This window comes from Paraburkholderia phytofirmans PsJN (assembly GCF_000020125.1).
Classification (GTDB): Bacteria; Pseudomonadota; Gammaproteobacteria; order Burkholderiales; family Burkholderiaceae; genus Paraburkholderia; species Paraburkholderia phytofirmans.
Genome location: NC_010676.1, coordinates 641,252 through 658,839 on the forward strand (window position 1 = coordinate 641,252; position 17,588 = coordinate 658,839).

Annotated in this window: 15 protein-coding genes; 5 read left to right on the plus strand and 10 right to left on the minus strand. The window is 63.7% G+C overall.

Annotated elements, in window-relative coordinates:
* Positions 1–108: 108 nt before the first annotated feature.
* From BPHYT_RS22665 to BPHYT_RS22675, 3 genes are all read right to left on the minus strand, one after another.
* Positions 109–369, minus strand: a complete 261-nt coding sequence (locus tag BPHYT_RS22665; RefSeq protein WP_012426452.1) for a hypothetical protein — start codon at positions 367–369, stop codon at positions 109–111.
* A 157-nt stretch (positions 370–526) separates the two neighbouring features.
* A complete protein-coding gene (locus BPHYT_RS22670) occupies positions 527–859 on the minus strand; it encodes a YdgH/BhsA/McbA family protein (protein ID WP_012426453.1) in 333 nt (110 codons plus the stop codon).
* Between the two features lie 190 nt (positions 860–1,049).
* The gene (locus BPHYT_RS22675) at positions 1,050–2,933 is read right to left on the minus strand and encodes a bifunctional sugar phosphate isomerase/epimerase/4-hydroxyphenylpyruvate dioxygenase family protein (protein ID WP_012426454.1); all 1,884 of its coding nucleotides are present in this window, start codon (positions 2,931–2,933) and stop codon (positions 1,050–1,052) included.
* A gap of 318 nt (positions 2,934–3,251) precedes the next feature.
* Between BPHYT_RS22675 and aroQ the strand changes: the two genes are divergently transcribed.
* The 3 genes from aroQ to BPHYT_RS22690 are packed head-to-tail and all read left to right on the plus strand — an operon-like array spanning position 3,252 to position 6,044.
* Entirely contained in the window at positions 3,252–3,707 is a 456-nt protein-coding gene (gene aroQ / locus BPHYT_RS22680; protein WP_012426455.1) for a type II 3-dehydroquinate dehydratase, read from the plus strand.
* Positions 3,704–4,618, plus strand: a complete 915-nt coding sequence (locus BPHYT_RS22685) for a shikimate dehydrogenase (RefSeq protein ID WP_012426456.1) — start codon at positions 3,704–3,706, stop codon at positions 4,616–4,618. The genes aroQ and BPHYT_RS22685 overlap by 4 nt, the downstream gene beginning before the upstream one ends.
* A 49-nt stretch (positions 4,619–4,667) precedes the next feature.
* Positions 4,668–6,044 carry an MFS transporter gene (locus BPHYT_RS22690; protein WP_012426457.1) on the plus strand — a complete coding sequence of 459 codons (1,377 nt, stop codon included), beginning with the start codon at positions 4,668–4,670 and terminating at the stop codon, positions 6,042–6,044.
* Positions 6,045–6,114: 70 nt separating this feature from the next.
* On the opposite strand, the gene BPHYT_RS22695 is transcribed toward BPHYT_RS22690, so the two are convergent.
* From BPHYT_RS22695 to BPHYT_RS22715, 5 genes are all read right to left on the minus strand, one after another.
* Entirely contained in the window at positions 6,115–6,810 is a 696-nt protein-coding gene (locus BPHYT_RS22695) for a TetR family transcriptional regulator (protein ID WP_012426458.1), read from the minus strand.
* 94 nt (positions 6,811–6,904) lie between these two features.
* A complete protein-coding gene (locus BPHYT_RS22700; protein WP_012426459.1) occupies positions 6,905–8,185 on the minus strand; it encodes an NAD(P)/FAD-dependent oxidoreductase in 1,281 nt (426 codons plus the stop codon).
* A gap of 131 nt (positions 8,186–8,316) precedes the next feature.
* A complete protein-coding gene (locus tag BPHYT_RS22705) occupies positions 8,317–9,099 on the minus strand; it encodes an anti-sigma factor (protein ID WP_012426460.1) in 783 nt (260 codons plus the stop codon).
* The gene (locus BPHYT_RS22710) at positions 9,099–9,668 is read right to left on the minus strand and encodes an RNA polymerase sigma factor (RefSeq protein ID WP_012426461.1); all 570 of its coding nucleotides are present in this window, start codon (positions 9,666–9,668) and stop codon (positions 9,099–9,101) included. Before BPHYT_RS22710 ends, BPHYT_RS22705 begins: the two co-directional genes overlap by 1 nt.
* Before the next feature lie 442 nt (positions 9,669–10,110).
* Positions 10,111–11,043, minus strand: coding sequence for a dihydrodipicolinate synthase family protein (locus BPHYT_RS22715; protein WP_012426462.1), 933 nt, complete (start codon positions 11,041–11,043; stop codon positions 10,111–10,113).
* 178 nt (positions 11,044–11,221) lie between these two features.
* Between BPHYT_RS22715 and BPHYT_RS22720 the strand changes: the two genes are divergently transcribed.
* Positions 11,222–12,205 (plus strand): LysR family transcriptional regulator, encoded by a 984-nt coding sequence (locus tag BPHYT_RS22720; RefSeq protein ID WP_012426463.1) that lies wholly within the window; start codon positions 11,222–11,224, stop codon positions 12,203–12,205.
* Between the two features lie 195 nt (positions 12,206–12,400).
* Positions 12,401–15,481: a transglycosylase domain-containing protein gene (locus tag BPHYT_RS22725; protein ID WP_012426464.1), complete on the plus strand. Its 3,081-nt coding sequence runs from the start codon at positions 12,401–12,403 to the stop codon at positions 15,479–15,481.
* A 52-nt stretch (positions 15,482–15,533) separates the two neighbouring features.
* On the opposite strand, the gene BPHYT_RS22730 is transcribed toward BPHYT_RS22725, so the two are convergent.
* Together BPHYT_RS22730 and BPHYT_RS22735 are read right to left on the minus strand one after the other, a co-directional pair.
* The gene (locus tag BPHYT_RS22730; RefSeq protein ID WP_012426465.1) at positions 15,534–16,760 is read right to left on the minus strand and encodes an ROK family transcriptional regulator; all 1,227 of its coding nucleotides are present in this window, start codon (positions 16,758–16,760) and stop codon (positions 15,534–15,536) included.
* A 30-nt stretch (positions 16,761–16,790) separates the two neighbouring features.
* Positions 16,791–17,588 (minus strand): ATP-binding cassette domain-containing protein, encoded by a 798-nt coding sequence (locus BPHYT_RS22735; RefSeq protein ID WP_012426466.1) that lies wholly within the window; start codon positions 17,586–17,588, stop codon positions 16,791–16,793.

The window sequence follows — 17,588 nt, forward strand, 5'->3', positions numbered from 1 at the left end:
GTCGCGGCGCTTGTCAGCGTGAGTCGGGCCCATGCTCTGCCAGGTTGAGCGGTCTGAGCCTTACGCGCGCGTGCTTCACTCGCTTTCGCGCTCGAACCAAGGCGTGCATTACTTTATGCCGAGGCCGCGCAGTACGGCGTTGCCCTCGGGCGTCAGACGGATACGCGAACCGCCTGCGTCGCTGGACACGGTTTCAACCAATCCGGCTTCGTGAAGCTGCGGAATCTCGGGTTTGGCAAATGCGTCGATCGGCGCGTGCAGCAACAGCAGCAGCGTCGCCAACTCGTGGTGGCTCAGCAGGCGGCGCAAAATGGTAGGCCGCTTGGCCGGCGCCGGGGTGTCGTTCGTGTTGTGATCGGGCTGGTTCATGGTTCGCACCTTGTGCGGTTTCGTGTCGGATGGATGATGCGGACGAAGTCTTAAACGATTCTTAAGACTCCATTGTCCTGTAACACCATGACATGAAGATTGCATCGAACCATGTTACCGATTGTCACACTTACGCTTTCTATCCTCCCGCAAACCTTTACGGGGCGCAGGTTTTGCCCGCGGACTCGATCCACAGATTGCTCACGTGGCGCTTGCCCGCGTAGAAACGGTAAGTCGTCGCGCCGTTGTCGCTGCGCACCTTGACGATATTCGAATCGCCGAAGTCGAGCATCTGGCCTTGCGGGATCGCCGTGGATTTGAACGCGGCGTCGTGGCTGGTGGCCAATTGCGTGAGGCACGAGACCACGTCGTTGACGGAGCGTTGCGTGGTGGTGTCCGTAACGGGCTCGCCGGCATCCGGATTCTTCTGGAAGTACGCGCAAGCGCTGAGGAGCAGGGGAATTGACAGGACTACGGCAAACTTCTTCATATCTCTCCTGACGTTACATTCGGCCGACAAAGGCACACACGGCGCCGCTTCTGACACAACCGCGTAGCATCGGCCGTGAAATCAGGCGCCATTATATCGGTGCGGCGCGGCTACCCCTGCCGATGCCGCACATGCCGTGCCCGCCTGGCCGGAGTCGCCGACTAAAGTTGCTCGCCAAACCGCCAAAGCCCTACTTGCGCCGCTGCGCCTGCGCGGCGAGCCGCACGGCAGCATTAGCCGCGCCATAACCGTCATAACCGCCGCGCCGCTCGACGATCTCCATAAAAAAGCGCTGGTCGAGCTGCTCCGTGTAAGCATGGAAAAACTCGCCGCCGCGCTCGTCGCGGTCGTACAGGATGTTATTGGCGCGCAGCGCCTCCAGCGTCCCGTCCGGCAACGCGTAGCGGGCGGCCAGATCCTCGTAGTAATTGCGCGGGATGCGCAGGACCGGCAAGCCGTCGGCGACGAACTCGGGAATCGCGCTAAAAATGTCACTGGTGCTGAAGGCGACGTGGTTCAGGCCCGAGCCATGATACGTATGCAACGCCTCGGCCACCGCCGTGTGATGGTCCACGGAGGCATTCAGCACGATCCGCACCGAACCGTCGTGACTGCGCAGCGCGCGGCTGCGCACGAGGCCGTACGGATCGGGCACCAGCACGCCAGGCTCGGCCTGGAAGCCTAAAGCCGTGCGCAGAAACAGCACCCAAGTATCCAGCGAATTCGCCGGCACCGACAGGCACACATGGTCGATGCGGCTGAGCGGCCCCACTTCGCTCGGGCCGTTGATGTCGGTGAGGACGAAATCGGCCTCGAACAAGGTGGGCTGATCCGGCGTTTCGTCGACGAAATAGTTCAGGCTGCTGTCCGGTGCCTGCACGGCGGGCAGCACGCGCTCGTTCGGGCCGATCTGCCCGGAAAACGGCGCGTAGCCGAAGCCGGCGGCGCGTTCGAACGCCTGATTGGCATCGTCCACGCGAAACGCCGACGCGCACAGCGACAAGCCATGCTGCTGGAAGAACGCGTTAGCGAACGAATCCGGCTCGGCGTTCAGCACGATCGAGGCCGCGCCGTGCTGATACAGCGTGACTTCCTTCGAGCGATGCCGGCCCGCCTCGCGAAAGCGCAGTTTGCCGAGCCAGTCGACGAGTTGCGCCCGCGTGCTGTGGTCGACCGCGAACTCCAGAAACTGGTAGCCGACGTGCGCGGGCGCCGCAGGCGAGCGATACAGGTCGCCGACCGGCTGCTGCGTGCTTTCGAGCAGCGCGCGGGTCTGCTCCTCGAGAAACAGGAGCGAGCGATGACCATCGGCGGCCGTGATGGTGGTCGGCGCGGCGCGAAAACCGTCGTTGAAAATTTCCAGCGAAAGCGGCCCGCTGTAGCCGGTTTTCACGACCTGCGCCGTGAAATTGGCCAGATCGAAATCGCCCTGGCCGGGGAAGCAGCGGTAATGGCGGCTCCATTCGAGCACGTCCATGGCGAGCTTCGGCGCGTCGGCGATCTGCACGAAGGCGATGCGGCCGCCCGGAATGTCGGCGATCGCGTCCGGCGTGTCGTTCAGCGACAGCGTGTGGAAGCTGTCGAGCACGAGCCCGAGATTCGGGTGATTCACCGTATTCACGAGCTTCCACGCGTGCCGGTAGGTCTTGACGTGCTTGCCCCACGCGAGCGCTTCATAGCCCGCGATCACGCCGGCCGCCTCCGCCGCGCGCGCCAGCGCGCCGAGCTGGTCGGTCATCAATGCGTCGTCGCCGATGGTGTCGGGCGAAACGTTGCTGCACACCAGAATGCGGTCCGTGCCCAGTTCATGCATGACGTCGAACTTGCGCTTCGCGCGGTCGAGATTGCGCTCGAGACGCTCCGGGCTGACACCGTCGAAATCGCGGAAAGGCTGAAACAGCATGATTTTCAGCCCGAGATCTTCAGCGATGCGCCGCACGTCGGCGGGCGAGCCGTCGAAATACAGCAAATCGTTTTCGAAAATCTCGACGCCTTCGAAGCCCGCCGCCTGGATCGCGGTCAGCTTCTCGACGAGGGTTCCGCTGATCGACACGGTGGCAATCGAACGTTGCATGAACGGCTCCTGCAAAAACACTCAAACGGCTGTTGAATAAGGTGCGCAACGGCCGGCGCGCGACGCTCGCCAGTCCGGTGACGGGCATGCTGCAGTGCGGAAAATGGACGAGTTCGTTACACACGTCAGCAAGACGCAAGCCGCACTCTCCCACACTAACCGAAATTCTCGCCAGTTTATACAAACTAACTAGATGGTACAAATTCGTAGAAACCCCGAATGACGGCGACGTCCAATGCGCGCACACTTCGCTCACGTTGCGATACCACGGCGATTGCCGTGGCTGGCTTCTTGCCCTATCTAGCTGGAGTGGTTGTCATGAGTTTTGCGTCAGTACTGGTCCTCAACGGACCGAATCTCAATCTGCTCGGCACGCGCGAGCCCGCCATCTACGGCTCGGAAACGCTCGACGACGTCGCGAAGCTTTGCCGCGATGCGGCGGAGCGCCTGGATCTGTCGATCAACTTCTGTCAGTCGAACGCCGAGCATCAACTGATCGACTGGCTGCACGCGGCGCGCACCAAGGTCGACGGCATCGTGATCAATCCGGCGGCTTACACGCATACGTCGGTGGCCATCGCCGATGCGCTTACCGCGATCGAAAAGCCGGTCGTCGAGGTGCATATTTCAAACGTGCATCGTCGCGAGGCGTTCCGTCATCACTCGTACGTGTCGGCGGTGGCGGACGCGATCATCATCGGTTGCGGCACGCAAGGCTATGTACTGGCTTTGGAGCGGATGGCGACCATTCTTAAGAATAGGGCGGCGAAATGAACGTACAAGCGAACACACAACCGAACGCACAAACGAACGCACAAACGAACTCACAGGCAACGCCGCATTCCTATCTGGTCGGCCTGATCGGCGCGGGTATCGGCGGATCGCTGACGCCGGCCATGCACGAGGAAGAGGGCAGCAAGCTCGGTTTGCACTATGTGTACCGCCGTATCGACCTGGAAGCGCTGAAACTCGACGTCGCCGCGCTGCCCGATCTGTTGATGGCCGCCGAACGCATGGGCTTCAACGGTCTGAACATCACGTACCCGTGCAAGCAGGCCGTGATTCCGCTGCTCGACGAGCTTTCCGACGACGCGCGCGCACTCGGCGCCGTCAACACGGTGCTGTTCAAAGATGGCAGACGCATCGGCCACAACACCGACTGGTCCGGTTTCGCGCGTGCGTTCCAGCGCGGCTTGCCGGACGTGTCGCTGGAACGTGTCGTGCAACTCGGCGCGGGCGGGGCCGGCGCAGCAGTCGCGCACGCCGCTCTGAACATGGGCGCGAAATCGCTGACGCTTTTCGACGTGGACGCCACGCGCGCCGCGTCGCTCGCCGACGAATTGCAGAAGCGTTTTCCCGCCGCCGCCGTCGGCGCCGGCAGTTCGCTCGCCGAATCGCTCGCAGCCGCCAATGGCCTGATTCACGCTACGCCCACCGGCATGGCGAAATTGCCCGGCTTGCCGTTGCCGGTCGAATTGCTGCACCGCGATCTGTGGGTCGCGGACATCGTCTATTTTCCGATTCGCACCGCGTTGCTGCAGGCGGCCGAAGCGCTCGGCTGCCGCACGCTGAGCGGTGGCGGCATGGCGGTGTATCAGGCGGTCGACGCCATGCGCATTTTCACCGGTCTCGAACCGGACGCCGAGCGCGTCTACACCCACTTTCAGTCGTTGTTGCAACGCTAACCGGCAGCGTGCCGACCGGTAACGAGAAGATCGAGGAGACAAGAAACCCATGCAGCAACCGATTCAATCCAGTTCCGCCGACGCCGCCACGCCGCAAGGTGTGACGGCGAGCACCGCGCGCCGCTCCAAAGCGCGTTATCAGATTCTGGCGCTGCTCGCGGTCGGGACGATGATCAATTATTTAGACCGCACGGTGCTCGGCATCGCCGCGCCGCAATTGACCAAGGAGCTCGGCATCAACGCCGCGTTGATGGGGCTGCTGTTCTCCGTGTTTTCGTGGAGCTATGTAGCCTCGCAAATTCCGGGCGGCCTGTTTCTCGACCGCTTCGGCAGCAAGCTCACGTATTTCCTGTCGATGACCTTGTGGTCGCTGTGCACGCTGGCGCAAGGGCTGGTGCACGGGATCGGCGCGCTGTTCGCGTTCCGCCTCGGCCTGGGCGTTTCCGAAGCGCCGTGCTTTCCGACCAATAGCCGCGTGGTCGCCACGTGGTTCCCGCAAAGCGAACGCGCGATGGCGACCGGCACGTACACGGTCGGCGAATACATCGGCCTCGCTTTTTTCAGCCCGTTTCTGTTCATGCTGATGGGCGCGTTCGGCTGGCGCTCGCTGTTCTACGTGGTGGGCGGCGTGGGCATCGTGTTCGGCGGGATCTGGTGGATGTTCTATCGCGAACCGCGTGATCATCCGTCGGCGAATCAGGCGGAGCTCGACTATATCGAAGCGGGCGGCGGTCTCACGCATCGAAAGAAGGATGCCGATTCGGCGGGCGGCGCGGACGCGGCATCGGCAAAAAGCGGCGGCTTCGAATGGCGCACCATCGGACGCCTGCTCAAGCATCGTCAACTGACGGGCATTTGCCTCGGCCAGTTCGCCGGCAACTCGACGCTCGTGTTCTTCCTCACCTGGTTCCCGACGTATCTCGCCACCGAACGCCATATGGCCTGGCTGAAGATCGGCTTCTTCGCGATCATGCCGTTCATTGCCGCCTCGATCGGCGTGATGTTCGGCGGCTTCTTTTCCGATTGGCTGCTGCGCCGCGGCAAGTCGCCGAACGTGGCGCGCAAGCTGCCGATCATTGCCGGCCTGCTGCTCGCGTCGACCATCATTCTCGCCAACTATGTGGAGAGCAACGTGGCGGTGATCGCGATCCTGTCGGTGGCGTTTTTCGCGCAAGGCATGGCCGCGCTGGGCTGGACGCTGGTGTCGGACATCGCGCCGGATGGTCTGCTCGGCGTGACCGGCGGCATCTTCAACTTCGCGGCGAACTTGGCCGGTATCGTGACGCCGCTGGTGGTGGGCTTCATCGTCGCGGCAACCGGTTCGTTCGTCGGCGCGCTGGTGTTCATCGGCGCGATCGCGCTAATCGGGGCACTGTCGTACATCTTCATCGTCGGCGATATCAAGCGGATCGTGCTGGTGGATTAAGCGGCTGCCTGAAGCCAGACGAAAAAAACGGGACGCGGCGCGTCCCGTTTTTACTTGAGGCCCGCTTTCCTCAATCGTCCTTGCGCACGAACCGCAGCACGGCATCGACGATCATGGCGCGATGCCGCGCCCGCAAACGCGGATGCGACGGATCGCGGCCGAACGCCGTCCCGAACGTATGGCGATTACCCACACGGTGAAAGCACAGCGAACTGATCAGCAAGTGCAGATCGATCGGATCGATATCGCTGCGGAACTGTCCAGCCGCGATGCCGCGCGAGAGCAGATCCTCGATCGTATGAATCACGGTGACGTTGCGGCCTTTGAACGTCTTGACCTGCTCGACGTACTTGGCGCCGTGAATATTTTCGATGGTGACGAGCCGTACGAAATCGCGCTGACGGTCGTGATAGTCGAACGTAAACTCGACGAGCGCACGCATGCCCTCGATCGGATCGAGTTCGCTGACGTGCAGATCCTGTTCTAGCGCGCGAATGTCTCCATACACCTTTTCCAGCACCGCCTGGTACAACCCTTCCTTGCTGCCGAAGTAGTAGTACAGCATGCGCTTGGTGGTGTTCGTGCGCTCCGCGATCGCGTCGACGCGCGCGCCCGTCAGTCCCATCGCGGAGAACTCCTGGGTCGCGACGTCGAGGATGTTGCGCTTCGTCTGTTCGGGATCGTACTTGCGCCGGGCGTCGGTACGCGGACTGTCGGACGGGATGCCGTTGGTATCAGGCTCGGCGGCCTTGCTTCCCTTTTTCATTGTGTATTCGAGCGGCAGTGACGGCGCATTCTAGCATGGCGAAATTGGCCTTTTAGCCTGCGCGCGGGCATGAGCGGCGGCGCGTTGGCCGAGGTCAAACGGCAGGCCGGCGACGCGCGGCGAGCGCGTCGCGCGTCTGCATGGCGGTGTAGGTCAGTTGCGCGGCGGCGAGGCCGAGCGCGCCGTAAGCGGGCGTCAGGCCGAACGACGCAAACGCCTCGGGCACCGGACGCTCCCCGGCAATCGCCGCGGCCAGCAGTTCGCCGGACACGGTGGTCGGCGCCATGCCGTGTCCACCGAAGCCGACCGCGTACCAGACGCCATCTGCGCTGCGGCCGATCTGCGGCATCTTGTGCCGCGCGTAGCTCATCAGGCCGCCCCACGCATAGTCGATCCGTACGCCGTGCAACTGCGGATAGACCTTCAGCAGATCGCGCCGCAACAGTCGCGCGATCACCTCGGGTTCGCGGTCGCGTACCGAGATGCGGCCGCCCCACAGAATGCGCGTGTCGGGCAGCGGGCGGTAGTAGTCGAAAGCGAAGCGAGTGTCGTAGATGGCGGCGCGCGTGTCGATCGCATCTTGCAGACGCGCGCCGAGCGGTTCGGTCGCCATCACGTAGGTGGCGATCGGCAGCACCGCGCGTTCGACCCGCGGATAGACGCGGCGCGCATAACCGCCGCCCGCCATCACGACGTGTCGCGCGTCGAGCACACCGTGCTGCGTGTGCACCACGAAGCCGGCGCCGTCGCGCTCGAGACGCACGACCGGCGAATCCTCGTGGATCTGCACGCCGGCATGCGCCGCGGCGTTAGCCACGCCGAGCACATACTTCAACGGGTGAAAGTGGAACGCGTTGCGCTCGAACAGACCGCTGTGATAACGGCGCGTTTTCAGCTGCGAAGCAAGCTGCTGCGCCGCCACCGGTTCCCACTCGACGCCGAACGAATCGCGCATCAGACGCCGCTGCGATTCCAGCCGAGCCGGTTCGTCGAACCAGTTGGCGAGGATTACGCCGGCGTCGGTCGCGTCGCAGTCGATGTGATAGCGCGCGATGCGCTTGCGCATCAGATCGACTGCGTCGGTGGTCAGCGTATAGAGTTCGCGAGCGCGCACGGCGCCGAGGGTTTTGAGCAGATCGGCGCAATCGAGGCTATAGCCGCCGAACACGAACCCGCCATTGCGGCCGGACGCGCCGAAGCCCACTTGCCGGGCTTCGAGCACGGTGACGTCCGCGACGCCTCGTTCGGCGAGTCCCAACGCGGTGGACAATCCCGCCAGACCGCCGCCAATGACGCAGACATTGGCGGCACGCCGGCCAGCCAGCGGCGCATAGGCGGAAGAACGGGTGACAGTGGCTTCGTAAAAGCTTTGCATACGGCTAGGGTAGCGGCAATCGCGCGCTCGCGTCCAGCCGTGGCGTGAAAGGGAAGTGCATGCGCGCATGAAAACAAGGCCGGCATTCACGTCGAGCGAATGCCGGCCTTCTCCGGCTAATCATGCAACGCCTACGACACCGGCAACAGCTTGCCGGTGAACACCACCGGACCGCTCGGCGCGTTGTGATCGGGCGAGCCGCCCGGCGCTTCGATCGACACGGCCAGCGCCGCGTAATTCTCCGGCTTCTGCTGGCCGGCCGTGACCTTGCCGTTCGCGCTGTCCGGCAGCATGCCGAGCGAGACCGGATGGCCGCTCGCCGGAATGCCCCACAGTTCCATCGCCCGGCCGGCGGGCAGCTCGACCTTGCCGAGCGGATGCACCGACATGGTCGAATGCGCCTCGTCCCACGCGACCAGCATGACCGGATGCGCGTCCTTGTTGTTCAGCACGGCGACATGCGACACGGCCGTTTCGGGTTGCTGAGCAACGGTCGGCGCCGTGACAGGCGGCGTGGCGGACGGCAACAGCGAGCGCACGGCGACCACCACGGCAACCGCTGCGAGGCCCGTGACGCCGAGCGCCCAGCCGCGCCAGAACGCCAGGTTTTCGAAGATGCTGCGCGATGGCCGCGCGGGTGTTTCCACCACGGTGCGAGGACGCGCTGCCTCGCGCGTGGCCGTGAGGCCGAGTCGCCGTTCGATGGCGTCCCAGACGGCGGCCGGCGGCATGCGCGGCTCGGCGAGTTCGGCCATCGGCGAGATGCGCCGCTGCCATTGCTCGACGGCTTTGCGGATCGTCGTGTCATGGTCCGCGTAGCGTTCGAAGCGCCGCCGCGCACCGCCGCGCAATGTGCCGAGCACGTATTCGGCGGCCAGCAGATCGACGAGCTGAGGATAGCGATGCAGATTCATCACTCGCCTCCCAGGCAGGTCTTCAGCTTGGCGAGGCCGCGCCGGATCCACGACTTGATAGTGCCGAGCGGCACGCTCAGCACTTCGGCGATCTCGCTATGGCTCTGATCGCGCAGATACGCGAGGGCAACCGCCTGGCGTTGCGCGGGTTCGAGCTGCTGCATGCAGCCGGCCAGCAAACGCGCCTGCAGGCTGACCGCGCTCAGCGCTTCGGGATCCGGGTCGCCGGTCGCCACGAGATCGTCCAACGCATCGCTCCATTCCGTTTCCTGCGTGTTGACCCGCCGCAGGTGATCGAGAGCACGGTTGCGGACGATCGCCGACATCCACGTCATCGGGGCGGACAATGCGCGGCGATAGTCGCCGGCAAAGCGCCAGATATTGACGAAGCTGTCCTGCAAAACTTCTTCGGCCCACTCGTGCCTGCTCAATATACGGAGCGCGAGGCCAAACAGTTTCGGGGCGGCGAGATCATAAAGCTCGCGCAACGCTGCGCCATCTTGTTTGGCGACACGTTCGAGCAGTTCGGCGAGCGTTTCCGGCGTCAGTTCTCGAGGATTGGCGGTCATGGAGGCAGTTAGGGTGAGCTTGCGCGCCTATGTTACTCAACTTCGCCGCCAGCTTGTATGTGGTTTTTTTTCGTCGGCCTGCATCCATTGGGAAGTGGTTTGCGTATGTGGCTGCAGAGCCCCGCGTTGCGTGTGCTTGCGCCTCGACGATAGGGCGCGCTACGTGGCGCTTGCAGGACGGTCCGGACACGGGGTGCGTGTGAGTGGGAGCAGGGCCGTTGCGCTAGCCTGACGAAAACCACAGGCCGGCAACGGAGCCAGACGATGCCGCAGGAAATAAGGCGTCGCGGGCGGTGTAACGAAGTGCGGGGTGCGCGGCTCATTCCTGAGACCAGGTCCGGGCGGTTGACGATTCGTCGGCAACTACCCGGACCGGGATGGGCTAATGCGTTCGTGCGGTATTTGCCGCCTCAATTTGCGCCTGGCTGCTTCGAGGCGAGCTTTAACGACCCCAGCGCAGCACCAGGGGATCGAGCCGCCGCGCAACCTTCAACAATCCTTCGCGCGTGGCCGGATGCATTTGCGGCAACGGATGGCGCACCGCGTCCGAGCGGATTACGCCGCCTTCCTTCATCAGCGCCTTGCACGATGCGAGGCCGCCCTGGCGATTTTCGTAATTGATCAGCGGCAGCCACTGTTGATAGTGCGCGGCGGCGGCCTCGGTGTCGCCGGCCGCGTAGGCATCGACGATCAGACGGATGCCGTCGGCGTAGCCGCCACCTGTCATCGAACCGGTTGCGCCCGCATCCAGATCGGCCATCAGCGTGATCGCCTCTTCGCCGTCCCACGGACCCACGATTGCGTCGCCGCCCAGTTCGATGAGCTCGCGCAGCTTGTTCGCCGCTTGCGGCACTTCGATCTTGAAGTACGACACGTTGTCGATCTCGCGCGCCATGCGGGCGAGAAACGGCGCGGACAACGGCGTGCCGCTGACCGGCGCGTCCTGAATCATGATCGGGATGCCGATCGCGTCGGACACCGTGCGGTAGAACTCGTAAATACCACGTTCGCCGATGCGGATGGTCGCGCCGTGATACGGCGGCATGACCATCACCATGGCGGCGCCCGCGGCCTGCGCGCTGCGGCTGCGCTCGGCACACTGGTACGAGCTGAAATGCGTGGTCGTCACGATCACCGGCACGCGGCCCGCGACGTGTTCGAGAACGACGTGCATGAGCGTGTTGCGCTCGTCGTCGGAGAGCGCGAACTGCTCGGAGAAGTTCGCCAGAATGCACAGCCCGTTCGAACCCGCGTCGATCATGAAGTCGATGCAGCGTTTCTGGCCTTCGAGATCGAGCCGGCCGGCGTCGTCGAAGATGGTCGGCGCGACGGGGAACACGCCGCGCATCGCGGCGGGATGAGATGACTGCGTCATGGTGATGGGTGTCTCGTTGGCGTTGGAATGTCGGCATGTCGACCAGAGTTGGCTTTAGCGCTTACTCCGGTCCCATGCAACTCAGCCGACTATACGGCGCTGAACACGGCAGGTATATTGAATTGTTTCCATCTTGTGATCGCTTTTGCGACTCACCTACGCTGCAATCCGATCCGCCATGAAAGACACCCTCAACGTCCTGCTGTCGAAGCTGCGCATGAAGCAACTCCAATTGCTGATCGCCCTCGACGACCTGAAGTCGCTGCACAAAGCCGCCGGCGCCATGTCCATGACGCAGTCGGCCGCCAGCAAGGCCTTGCAGGAACTGGAGTCGATGCTCGAGGCACCCCTCTTCGAGCGCTCGAAAAGCGGCATGATCCCGAACCAGCTCGGCCATTGCGTGATCCGCTACGCGCGCCTCATGACGACCGATCTCACCGCGCTCTGCCAGGACGTCGCCGAGATACGTTCCGGGCGTGGCGGGCGGCTCGCGATCGGCGCGATCATGGGCGCGATTCCGGAGTGCGTCGTGCCGGCGCTGAATCAGCTGCATGCCGCGCAACCGGGTCTTTCCGTCGAAGTGGTGGAAGACACGAGCGCGCGCATGCTGCGGCAACTCGACGACGGCCGGCTCGATCTGGTGATCGGCCGCGCGACGGTGGCGGCCGATCCGTCGAAATATCACTATCGTCCGCTCGGCGATGAACCGCTCTCGGTGGTGGTCGGCTACGGCCATCCGCCGTTGCCGAAGAAAGAGGTGAAACTGCGCGATCTGGCGGGCCACCGCTGGGTCATGTATCCATCGCATATGCCGCTGCACGCGCTGCTCGAACGCGAGATGGATCTGGCCGGTCTGCAAATGCCGGATAACCCGGTTTCCACGGCCTCGACGTTCGTGACGGTGGCGCTCCTGCAAAGCAGTCACGATCTGGTTTCGCTGTTGCCCACGGCGATCGCCGCCTTATTCGTCCGGCAAAAAATGCTGCGCCTCGTGCCGGTCAAGCTCAAGTCGCCTTCGCAGACTTTTGGCATCGTCACGCGCAAAGGCGGCGTGTTGTCGCCGCCGGCGGAACAGTTCATCGAATTGCTGTGCGCGCAGCCGATCGAACCGGCGCAAGGGCGGTTGCCGGAACACCCGGCGAGAAAGCAAAAAACCGCCTGAAGCGGCGGTTTTTCATCACAGGAAAGACGCTGAATATCGCATGGCGATTCACGCCGCGCCATGCTTCGCAAACGGGTGTTGTAGCCGCGACACTCTCGGGTAAATCCGAACGGATCGCAGCTTCACGTTCCGCGCTACACTGCTTTGAAGGTGCGCCGGGCCAGAAGAAACCGGCGTCCGCTCGGGGAGAGCAGCATGAATCGGCCGCTGGTTCGGTTACCGTTTCGCGCAACAGGCGTGGCGTCTGTGCGCAAATGGTTCAAATGGGCGCTGGTCGCGGCATTTTTGCTCGCGCTGGCATTGGCGGCACGCTTTTGCCAGAACGAGATCGAAACCTCGCGATTGCAGGCGCACTATCTCTCCGAATTGACTCGCGACGTGGGTTTCTCCGTCGCCGACGGTCCTAGTCATTCCATCCGTTTTCCCGAAGCCGACAAAGGCCCTTACGACAGCCGTCTGGGCTACGCGTTGCTACCGTCGATCCAGCAGCGTCTGCTGCAACGCGGCTTTGAAATCACCGCCCAGGCGCGCGATTCCGAGCGGATGCTGTCGCTGGCGGATAACGGCCTCTTTCTGCCGTACGAAGAAAAAGATCGCGCGGGCCTGCAACTCTTCGACGGCACCGGCGCGCCGCTGTTCGCCGCGCAGTTTCCCGGCCGCGTGTACGACGACTTCGATGCGATTCCGCCGCTGGTCGTGAATTCGCTGCTGTTTATCGAAGACCGCTACCTGCTCGATCCGAACCAGCCGAACCGCAATCCCGCCATCGACTGGGGGCGCTTTAGCCGCGCGTTGGCCGATCAGGGCGTGCGCGTGTTCAATCACCATCAGTCGCAGCCCGGCGGTAGCACTCTCGCCACGCAGATCGAAAAATTCCGCCACTCCGCGGGCGGCCGCACGGCGACACCGCCGGAGAAATTGCGGCAGATCGCCTCGGCTTCGGTGCGCGCTTATCTGAATGGCCCGCAAACCATGCCGGCGCGCCAGCAGATCGTGGTCCACTATCTCAACTCGGTGCCGCTGGCCGCGCAGCCGGGCATCGGCGAAATCAACGGTATTGGCGACGGTCTCGCCGCCTGGTATGGCCGCGACTTCAACGACGTCAACCGCGTCCTGATCGCTCCGTCGACCGAACAGAATCTGCCGGAGCAGGGCATCGCATTCCGGCAGGTGCTTTCGTTGATGATCGCGCAACGTGCGCCGTCGTATTTCCTGCATCACGGCTACAAGGAACTTGAGCGGCTGACGGACAGTTATCTGCGGCTGCTGGCGAACGGCGGCATTGTGTCGGTCCCGTTGCGCGACGCCGCGCTCTCAGCGGTGGTCGATTTGCAGCGCGCGCCCGTCAAAACTGCCAGTGCGGATTCCTTCGTGTCGCGCAAGGCGGTGACGTCCATGCGCTCGCATCTTCTGGCCGCGCTCAACATTCCGAGCTTCTACGAACTCGACCGCCTCGATCTACAGGCGAATGGCACGCTCAACAACGCCGTTCAGCAAGCCGTGAGCGACCGGCTCGCCGCTGCCGCCACGCGCGACGGCGCGAAAGCCGCGGGTCTGGTCGGCTTCGAAATGCTGCGCGCGTCGGACGATCCTTCGAGGATCGCGTATAGCTTCACGCTGTTCGAGCGGCGCGACGGCGCCAACCTCGTGCGGGTGCAAACCGACAGCGTCAACCAGCCGTTCGACATCAACTCCGGCGCGCGCCTGAATCTCGGTTCGACGGCGAAACTGCGTACCGTGGTGACGTATTTGCAGATCGTCTCCGACTTGCACAAGCGTTATGCGCCGCTGAGCACAGCGGAGCTGAAAGCCGTGAAGTACGATCCGAACGATCAACTCACGCGCTGGTCGCTCGATTATTTCGCGCACACCTCGGACCGTTCGCTGCAAGCCATGCTCGACGCGGCCGTGGAGCGAAAATACTCGGCCAGTCCCGGCGAAACTTTCTACACGGGCGGCGGCGCGCAGACCTTCAACAACTTCGAATCCGACGACAACAGCCGCATCCTGACCGTGCACCGCGCGTTCCAGCATTCGGTGAATCTGGTGTTCGTGCGGCTGATGCGCGACATCGTCCATTACGAAATGGTGCAGACCACCGGGCCGTCGGCGCAATGGCTGGGCGATCCCGAGATGCGCAAGATGTATCTGACGCGCTTCGCCGATCAGGAAAGCCGCGTGTACATGAACCGTTTCTACACGAAGTATCACGGCAAGACACCCGATCAGGCCTTGTCGCTGCTGCTGCTCGGCGTGCGCAAATCGCCGCCCAAGGTGGCGACGGTGTTGCGCAGCGTCGCGCCGGACGAGTCCAATGCGTGGTTCAACCTCAAGATGCGCGCGGCGCTGAAAAACACGCCCGCCGCCTCCGTACTCGACGACGAAGACCTGGCTAACCTGTACGCCAAATACGCGATCGACCGCTTCAATCTGAACGATCGCGGCTATATTTCGAGCGTGCATCCGCTGGAACTGTGGACGCTCAACTATCTGCGCGAGCATCCCGATGCGACGCTCGAACAGATCCAGAGCGCGAGCCGCGAGGTACGTCTGTCGACTTATTCGTGGCTCTTCAAGACGCGCTATCACGCGACGCAAGACCGCCGCATCAAACGCATGGTCGAACTGCGTGCCTACGACGCCATCGGCAAATCATGGCAGGCGCTCGGCTATCCGTTCGCGACGCTCACACCTTCGTATGCCGCGGCAATCGGCGCGTCGGGCGACCGGCCGGCCGCGCTCGCGCAATTGATCGGCGTGGTCGCCAATAACGGCAACAAGGTGCCGACGGAAAGCCTCACGCAACTCGACTTCGCGAAAGACACTCCGTACGAAACGCATTTCAAACGCGCGGCGGTGGCGCCCGAGCCGCAGTTGTCGCCGGAAATCGCGAGCACGGTGAAAGTGTTGTTGCGCGATGTCGTGACCGGCGGCACGGCGAAGCGTCTCGCGCAAGGCATGACGTTCCCCGATGGCCAGACGCTCGAGGTGTACGGCAAGACCGGTACCGGCGATCAGCGCTTCAATGTGTTTGCCAAAGGCGCGCGGCTGATCGAGTCGCGCAAGGTGAACCGTAGCGCGACCTTTGTGTTCGCGATGGGCGACCGGTTCTACGGCACCTTGACCGCGTGGGTGCATGAACCGTATGCCGCGCATTACGAGTTCACGAGCGCGCTGTCGGTGCAGTTGCTGAAGTCTTTGGCGCCGGTCTTGCAGCCGTTGCTGAATGAGACGCCTGTGAAGACGGCTTCGGTTACGAAGGTTGCCGCGCAATGAGCATCGGGCGCAGCGTGCCGGTGTCGACGCAGATGCATCACACCGGCAGCGCCTAATAAACCGTCTCCGCCGCCGGCTTCAGGAACAGCTCATGCACCGGCGCGAAATGCGCATAGAGCGGCAGAATCGCGCCGCCCATCGCGCGCGCATCGGCGCCGATCGCGCCTTCCAGTAATTGCGGACGCACCATGCCTTCCCATTCGAAGCGATCGAGCACGCGCTCGGTGCGGCGAATGATTTCGCGCAACAGTTGCCGGTCGAGTTCGCCGTCGATCACGATCGCGTCGAGATCGAGCAGGGCGGCTGCATTGGTCAACGCAGTGGCGATCGCGGGGCACGCGCTGTCGAGCCATTGCTCGGTGTGCCGCCACAGTTCGGGCGACAGTGCGCGATGATCGTGCGCGGCCGCAGCCGGCGCGCCCGCATCGGTCAACAGCTTTTCGAGCACGAAGCCCGACGCCGCGTGCAACAGCTGGCGCGCGGGTTTGCGCGCGCCGCCTTCGCGCAACGGAATCGAGCCGACCGCACCCGCGTTGTCGTGCGGGCCGCCGTGCAGACGGCCGTCGATCACGAGCCCGCCGCCGATAAACGTGCCGACGAACAGATACAGAAAATTGTGGATGCCGCGCCCCTGGCCCATCACCAGTTCGGCGGCGCAGGCAGCCGTGGTGTCTTTGGCGAACTCGACGGGCAGGCCCGTCATGGTGCCGATGCGCGAGCGCAGATCGATCTCGTTCCACGCTTCCAGCGCGTCGGGCGGCGCGCCGAGAAAGTCTCGCCAGCCGCCGAGCCATAAAGGCGCCGCGACGCCCACGCCGACCACCTGGCTGGCCTTCGCGCCGAGTGTCTGATTCACGCGCGCGAGTTTGTTTTCGAGCGCGGGAAACAGCGTGCGTGGATCGGGATACGCGTAGTCGAAGACATCGCGGTGCACCACGTGGCCGGCAAAATCCATCGCCAGCACGTCGAGACTGCGGCGTCCCACCTTGATGCCGATGGTGTACGCGCCCTGCGCGCGCAACGCGATCGGCACGGACGGCTGGCCGATCCTGCCGCGCACGCGAGCCTGCTTTTCGAGCAGGCCGTCTTCGATGAGACGCTCGACGATCATCGACACGGTCTGCATCGAAAGACGCGTGAGGCGGCCCACGTCGGCTTTCGGCAGCGGCCCATGCAAGCGGATCGCTTGCAACACGATGCGTTCGTTGAACTGCCGCATGCCGACCTGATTCGAGCCGACCGTGCGTTTGAGGGGCGAGCGGGTGCCGGTGGTTTCCATGGCGGGCGCCCGCTCAGCAGGATGCGCGCATCATGCAATCGCCTTGACGTCTGCTTCCTTTGCACCGGTCATGATCGCCACCGCCTCCGACATGTGGATGTCCGCCCGGTTCACGAGCGCCGCGCGCCGGCCGAGCCGCTGGATATGAATGCGGTCCGCGATCTCGAACACGTGCGGCATGTTGTGGCTGATGAGGATCACCGGCAGGCCGCGATCGCGCACGCGCCGGATCAGTTCGAGCACCATGTTGCCTTCCTTCACGCCGAGCGCGGCGGTCGGCTCGTCGAGAATCACCACGTGCCGCGCGAACGCCGCGCTGCGCGCCACGGCCACGCCCTGACGCTGGCCGCCCGAAAGTGTTTCGACGGCCTGGCGCATCGAGCGGATGCCGATTTGCAAGTCCTTCATATGCGCGGTCGCTTCGTCCAGCATGCGGCGCTTGTCGATCATCTTGAAGATCGAGCCGCGCCAGCCGGGTTTCAGCAGTTCGCGCGCAAGGAACAGGTTTTCGGCGATGCTCATGGCCGGCGCCACGGCGAGTTCCTGATATACCGTCTCGATGCCTTGCGCGCGGGCATCGAGCGGGCTGCGGAATTTGACCGGTTTGCCGTCGAGCAGAATTTCGCCTTCGTCTGGCACCGTGGCGCCGGAAAGTGCCTTGATCAACGACGACTTTCCCGCGCCGTTATCGCCGATCACGGCCATGATCTCGCCGGGCATCACTTCGAAATCGCAACCGTCGAGCGCGGTCACATTGCCGTAGCGTTTGATGAGTCCGCGCGCCTGGAGAACGGGCATCGCGGAAGAAGCGGAAGTAGGGGTAGACAT

Coding starts and splice junctions, on each gene's coding strand:
- BPHYT_RS22695 (WP_012426458.1), bottom strand. CDS start 6,810: ATGAAAAAGGGAAGCAAGGCCGCCGAGCCTGATACCAACGGCATCCCG.
- BPHYT_RS22725 (WP_012426464.1), top strand. CDS start 12,401: ATGAATCGGCCGCTGGTTCGGTTACCGTTTCGCGCAACAGGCGTGGCG.
- BPHYT_RS22715 (WP_012426462.1), bottom strand. CDS start 11,043: ATGACGCAGTCATCTCATCCCGCCGCGATGCGCGGCGTGTTCCCCGTC.
- BPHYT_RS22710 (WP_012426461.1), bottom strand. CDS start 9,668: ATGACCGCCAATCCTCGAGAACTGACGCCGGAAACGCTCGCCGAACTG.
- BPHYT_RS22665 (WP_012426452.1), bottom strand. CDS start 369: ATGAACCAGCCCGATCACAACACGAACGACACCCCGGCGCCGGCCAAG.
- BPHYT_RS22720 (WP_012426463.1), top strand. CDS start 11,222: ATGAAAGACACCCTCAACGTCCTGCTGTCGAAGCTGCGCATGAAGCAA.
- BPHYT_RS22730 (WP_012426465.1), bottom strand. CDS start 16,760: ATGGAAACCACCGGCACCCGCTCGCCCCTCAAACGCACGGTCGGCTCG.
- BPHYT_RS22670 (WP_012426453.1), bottom strand. CDS start 859: ATGAAGAAGTTTGCCGTAGTCCTGTCAATTCCCCTGCTCCTCAGCGCT.
- BPHYT_RS22705 (WP_012426460.1), bottom strand. CDS start 9,099: ATGAATCTGCATCGCTATCCTCAGCTCGTCGATCTGCTGGCCGCCGAA.
- BPHYT_RS22675 (WP_012426454.1), bottom strand. CDS start 2,933: ATGCAACGTTCGATTGCCACCGTGTCGATCAGCGGAACCCTCGTCGAG.
- BPHYT_RS22700 (WP_012426459.1), bottom strand. CDS start 8,185: ATGCAAAGCTTTTACGAAGCCACTGTCACCCGTTCTTCCGCCTATGCG.
- BPHYT_RS22685 (WP_012426456.1), top strand. CDS start 3,704: ATGAACGTACAAGCGAACACACAACCGAACGCACAAACGAACGCACAA.
- BPHYT_RS22690 (WP_012426457.1), top strand. CDS start 4,668: ATGCAGCAACCGATTCAATCCAGTTCCGCCGACGCCGCCACGCCGCAA.
- aroQ (WP_012426455.1), top strand. CDS start 3,252: ATGAGTTTTGCGTCAGTACTGGTCCTCAACGGACCGAATCTCAATCTG.
- BPHYT_RS22735 (WP_012426466.1), bottom strand. CDS start 17,588: ATGTCTACCCCTACTTCCGCTTCTTCCGCGATGCCCGTTCTCCAGGCG.